This is a genomic window from Anaeromyxobacter soli (genome assembly GCF_022808855.1).
GTDB lineage: Bacteria > Myxococcota > Myxococcia > Myxococcales > Anaeromyxobacteraceae > Anaeromyxobacter > Anaeromyxobacter soli.
The window spans coordinates 1-4,928 of record NZ_JAKZLF010000071.1 but is presented as its reverse complement, the minus strand read 5'-3'; the positions used below and the strand labels follow the sequence as shown (position 1 = coordinate 4,928).

The following is a 4,928-nucleotide window of genomic DNA, read 5'->3' as shown; positions in this document are numbered from 1 at the left end:
GAACGGCCGGCGTCGCGGCCCGGGCCGCGGGCGCCTCCGTGCCGGCCCTCGCCTGGGCCGTGCTCGGCGCCGACGGCGGCGGCGCCGACGCCCCCTCGAGCTCCAGCTCCACGAGCGGCGAGTGCACCTTCGCGACGTCGCCCACCTTCCAGAACAGCCTCACCACCCGCCCGCGCTTCGGCGAGGGGATGACCACCGTCGCCTTGTCGGTCATCACCTCGACGAGCGGCTGATCCTCGGCGACGACGTCGCCGGGCTTCACGAACCACTGCTGCACCTCGGCCTCGACGACGCCCTCGCCGATGTCGGGGAGCTCGAGCTTGTACGCCATGGGTTCGGCCTCGCTTGCCCGGGGGCAGCCCTAGTACGACACGACCTCGCGGATCGCCTTCAGCACGCGCGGCGCGCGCGGCAGGTACTCGTTCTCGAGCGTGTACGGGAACGGCGTGTCGAACCCGGTCACGCGCGTGATGGGCGCCTCGAGGTGGAGGAAGCACTTCTCCTGCAGGATCGCGGCGAGCTCCGCGCCGAAGCCGCAGGTGCGCGGCGCCTCGTGCACCACGATGGCGCGGCCGGTCTTCTTCACCGACTGGACGAGCGTGTCGGTGTCGAGCGGCTGCAGCGAGCGCAGGTCGATGACCTCGCAGTCGATGCCCTCCGCCTCCGCCTCGCGAGCGGCCTGCTCGGCCTCGTGCCACATCGAGCCCCACGCCACGAGCGTCAGCGCCGAGCCCTCGCGCGTCACCTTCGCCTTGCCGATGGGGACCTGGTACTCGCCCTCGGGCACCTCGCCCTTCGCGGCGCGGTACACGCGCTTCGGCTCGAAGAACAGCACCGGGTCCGGATCGCGGATGGCGCTGATGAGCATGCCCTTCGCGTCGTACGGGTTCGAGGGCACGACCACCTTGAGCCCGGCGGTGTGGACGAAGTGCGTCTCCGGCGACTGCGAGTGGTAGTGGCCGCCCTTGATGCCGCCGCCGTAGGGCGTGCGGATCACCATGGGGCAGGAGTACTGACCCGCGGAGCGGTACCGGTACTTCGCCACCTCGTTCACGATCTGGTCGAACGCGGGGAAGATGAAGTCCGCGAACTGGATCTCCGGGACGGGCCGCAGGCCGTAGAGCGCCATGCCGAGCGCGGTCCCGATGATGCCGCCCTCCGCGAGCGGCGTGTCCATCACGCGATCGGCGCCGAACTCGTCGTAGAGCCCCTGCGTGGCGCGGAACACGCCGCCGAACTTCCCGACGTCCTCGCCCATCACCACGACGTCGGGGTCGCGACGCATCTCGAGGCGCAGGGCGTCGTTCACCGCCTGGATGATGTTCATCGTCGGCATGCGGACCTCCCGGGCGTTCAGGCGTCGGAGTGGCGGGGGTTCGCGACGCGCGGATCGGCGGCGACCGCGGCCTCGAGCTCGGCGAGCTGCTCGCGGAGGAGCGGGGTCGGCTCCGCGTACACGTCCTCGAACAGGGACTCGAGCGGCGGCTTCGGCGCGAACGCCTCCGCCTCCTTGAGGACCCGCTGCAGCTCCTCGCGCACGCCGGCGCGGATCCGCTCGTCCCCCGCGTCGTCGAGCGCCCCGCGCCGCGCGAGGAAGCGGCGCATGCGCAGGAGCGGATCCTTCCGCTTCCACGGCTCGACCAGCTCCGCCGGGCGGTAGGCGCGCGGATCGTCGGAGGTGGAGTGGCCCTCGACGCGGTAGGTGACGCACTCGATGAGCGTGGGCCCCTCCCCCGCCGCCGCGCGCGCGCGGGCGCGCCGCGTCGCCGCGTGCACCGCCAGGAGATCGTTCCCGTCGACCCGCTCGCCGCGCATGCCGTAGGCGATGGCCTTCTGCGCGATCGTCTCGGAGCCGGTCTGCCGCTCGCGCGGCACGCTGATCGCCCAGCCGTTGTTGCGGCAGATGAACACGACCGGGAGCTTGCGGACCGCCGCGAAGTTGAGGCCGGTGTGGAAGTCGTGGGCGCTCGTGCCGCCCTCGCCGAAGTAGGTGATGGCGACCATCGGATCGCCCTTGAGGCGCGCCGCCCAGGCGGCGCCGACGGCGTGCGAGATCTGCGTGGAGATGGGCGAGGAGATCGAGGTGAAGCGGCCGGGCCGCCAGGCCTCGTGGCACGGCATCTGCCGGCCCTTCAGGGCGTCGCCGGCGTTGCCGAACAGCTCGCACAGGAAGGTGACGAGCGGCATCCCGCGCATGAGCGCGGCGCCGTGCTCGCGGTAGCAGGGGAAGATCCAGTCCTGCTCGTCCATCGCCGCGGCGGAGCCGAGGATCGAGGCCTCCTCGCCGATGGAGCCGATGTAGAAGCCGATGCGGCCCTGGCGCTGGAGCGTGATCATCCGCTCGTCGAGCGCCCGGTTGAGGACCATGAGCTCGTAGAGCTTCAGCACCTCGGCGTCGGACAGCGTCACCTCGTCGGGCGGACCGACGAGCTCGCCGTCCTCGGCGACGAGGCGGTACAGCGGGAACTCCTTCACGAAGCGGCCGGGCTCCCACTCGCGGTGGTTGCCGCGCTGCCGCCTCGGTACCGCCCCCACCTCGTGCTCTCGGCGCATGAGTCGCTCCGGTCAGGGACCAGGGGCTCGCGAGGCGATCTCGCCCCTCAGGAACAGCTCGGCGGCGCGGTAGCTGGACCGTACGAGCGGTCCGCTCGCCACGTACCGGAAGCCGAGCGCGAGGCCCGCCTCCCGCCACGCCGCGAACTTCTCGGGCGTCACGAACTCGACGACGGGCAGGTGCCAGGCGCTCGGCCGCAGGTACTGGCCGAGCGTGAGGATCTCCACGCCGGACGCGCGCAGGTCCTTCATCGCCTGGACGAGCTCGCCCTCGGTCTCTCCGAGCCCGACCATGATCGAGGACTTCGTCACGATCCGCGGGAACTCGCGCTTCATCTGCGCGAGGACGCCGAGGGTCTGGTCGTAGCCGGCCTTGAGATCCCGCACGACCGGCGTGAGCCGGCGGACCGTCTCGAGGTTGTTCGCGAACACGTCCGGCGCGGCCTCGCCGACCGCGCGCACCGCGACGGCGTCGCCGCGGAAGTCCGGCGTCAGCACCTCGACGAGGAGGTGGGGGATCGCCTTCAGGCGCCGGATCGCGTCGGCGAAGTGACCGGCGCCGCCGTCGGGCAGGTCGTCCCGGTCGACGCTCGTCACGACGATGTAGTCGAGGCCGAGCTTCGCGATGCCCTCCGCGAGGTGGCGCGGCTCGTCCGCGTCGAGCGGCGGCGGCTGGGCCGCCGTCTTCACGTTGCAGAAGCGGCAACCGCGGGTGCAGACGTCGCCCATCAACATGACGGTGGCGGTCCCGCCCCCCCAGCACTCGGCCACGTTCGGGCAGTGCGCCTCCTCGCAGACGGTGTGGAGCTCGAGCCCCTTCACCGTCTCGCGCACCTTCTGGTAGCGCTCGCCGCCCGGCACGTTGACCCGCAGCCAGCCGGGCTTCCGCGCGGTCATCGGCACGCCCTGCTCCCGGAAGGCCTGGAGGATGGATCTCGGGTCTTGCGGCGGCTCGCCGGCGGAGCCCAGGACGGGCAGGCTGCTGCGCGGGGTGTCGGACATGTTGCCGCGCGGGATGTAGCGGTGGACTGGCGCTAGGTCAAGACGCGGCGCTCAAACGGGCGACCGCCGGGCGAATGCTGGGCATTGGGGGTGCGACCTGCATGCTATAGTTTCGGCACCCGCCCCTTCTGGGCGCCCCCTCTTCGCCGAAGGATAAGCGCTCGAATGGCGGAGTCCCCCAGCGAACCCACCCGGATCCTCATCGTCGACGACGACACGTCGGTGCGCGACGTCATCGCGGTCCTGCTCGGGGAGGAGGGCTACGCCGTCACGGCGGTCTCCTCGGCGGAGGCCGCCCTGGACGCGGCCCGGCTGAGCGAGTTCTCGCTCGCGATCAGCGACGTCCGGATGCCGGGCAAGGACGGCTTCTGGTTCCTCGACCGGATCCGCGAGCTCCACCCGGACACCGCCGTCATCATGCTGACCGCCTTCGGCGACACCGAGGCCGCGGTCGAGTGCCTGCGAAACGGCGCGGCGGACTACCTCCTCAAGCCGCCCAAGGTCACGGACCTCATCCGCGCGATCGAGCGGGCACTCGGGCGACGGCGCCTAGAGCTCGCGCGGCAGCGCTACCGGCGCAGCCTCGAGAACCGCGTGCGCGAGAAGACCGCGGAGCTGTCGCGGACGCTCGGGGACCTGCAGGCCACCTACTCCCAGACGCTCTGGTCGCTCGTCGCCGCGCTCGACGCGCGCGAGCACGAGACGAGCGACCACTCCCAGCGCGTCGTGCGCTACACGCTCGCCGTGGCGAAGCGGCTCGGCCTCACCGAGAAGGAGCTGCCCGACATCGGCCGCGGCGCCCTCCTCCACGACATCGGCAAGATCGGCGTGCCCGACGCGATCCTCCTCAAGCCCGCGAAGCTCACGCCGGCCGAGTGGGAAGAGATGCGCAAGCACCCGCAGATCGGCTTCAACATCCTGCAGTCGGTCGAGTTCCTCGACGTGCCGGCGCAGATCGTGCTCTGCCACCAGGAGCGCTACGACGGCGGCGGGTATCCGCGCGGCCTCGCGGGCGACGCGATCCCCATCGGCGCGCGCATCTTCGCGATCGCCGACTGCTTCGACGCGATGACGAGCGACCGGCCCTACCGCAAGGGCGGCCCGGTGGACGCGGCGCGCGCCGAGATCGCGCGCTGCTCCGGGACCCAGTTCGATCCCCGCTGCGCCGACGCGTTCCTCTCGATGTCGCCGGAGGAGCTCGCCGACCTGGCGCGGACGACGCAGGCCAGGCCGATCTGATCTCACGGGGGCTGCGCCCCCGCCCCGCCGACGGCTGGCCGCCGTCGTCGGGGCCCCACCCCTGCTCGGCGGGGCCCGTGAACGGTCGCGCCCGCTTCGCGGGTTCGCGACCGTTCCCCGCCGGAGGGGCTTCG

The 4,928-nt window shown here is 72.1% G+C and carries 5 protein-coding genes; 1 reads left to right on the top strand and 4 read right to left on the bottom strand.

The features are described from left to right. The 4 genes from MLV88_RS23755 to lipA form a co-directional block, all read right to left on the bottom strand. On the bottom strand, positions 1 to 331 hold a 331-nt coding region (locus tag MLV88_RS23755; protein WP_308197560.1), incomplete at its 3' end, for a biotin/lipoyl-containing protein. Between the two features lie 30 nt (positions 332 to 361). Further along, positions 362 to 1,336, bottom strand: a complete 975-nt coding sequence (locus MLV88_RS23750) for an alpha-ketoacid dehydrogenase subunit beta (protein WP_242362030.1) — start codon at positions 1,334 to 1,336, stop codon at positions 362 to 364. Between the two features lie 17 nt (positions 1,337 to 1,353). Beyond that, positions 1,354 to 2,553 (bottom strand): thiamine pyrophosphate-dependent dehydrogenase E1 component subunit alpha, encoded by a 1,200-nt coding sequence (locus MLV88_RS23745; RefSeq protein ID WP_243338813.1) that lies wholly within the window; start codon positions 2,551 to 2,553, stop codon positions 1,354 to 1,356. Between the two features lie 12 nt (positions 2,554 to 2,565). Then, the gene (gene lipA, locus MLV88_RS23740) at positions 2,566 to 3,450 is read right to left on the bottom strand and encodes a lipoyl synthase (RefSeq protein WP_243338815.1); all 885 of its coding nucleotides are present in this window, start codon (positions 3,448 to 3,450) and stop codon (positions 2,566 to 2,568) included. 270 nt (positions 3,451 to 3,720) lie between these two features. Between lipA and MLV88_RS23735 the strand changes: the two genes are divergently transcribed. After that, on the top strand, positions 3,721 to 4,794 hold the full coding sequence (locus MLV88_RS23735) for an HD domain-containing phosphohydrolase (RefSeq protein WP_242341469.1): 1,074 nt from the start codon (positions 3,721 to 3,723) through the stop codon (positions 4,792 to 4,794). The last annotated feature ends 134 nt before the right edge of the window (positions 4,795 to 4,928 follow it).

Excerpts from the sequence above, each read along its gene's own strand:
- MLV88_RS23750 (WP_242362030.1), bottom strand. The coding sequence starts at position 1,336 with ATGCCGACGATGAACATCATCCAGGCGGTGAACGACGCCCTGCGCCTC.
- MLV88_RS23745 (WP_243338813.1), bottom strand. The coding sequence starts at position 2,553 with ATGCGCCGAGAGCACGAGGTGGGGGCGGTACCGAGGCGGCAGCGCGGC.
- lipA (WP_243338815.1), bottom strand. The coding sequence starts at position 3,450 with ATGACCGCGCGGAAGCCCGGCTGGCTGCGGGTCAACGTGCCGGGCGGC.
- MLV88_RS23735 (WP_242341469.1), top strand. The coding sequence starts at position 3,721 with ATGGCGGAGTCCCCCAGCGAACCCACCCGGATCCTCATCGTCGACGAC.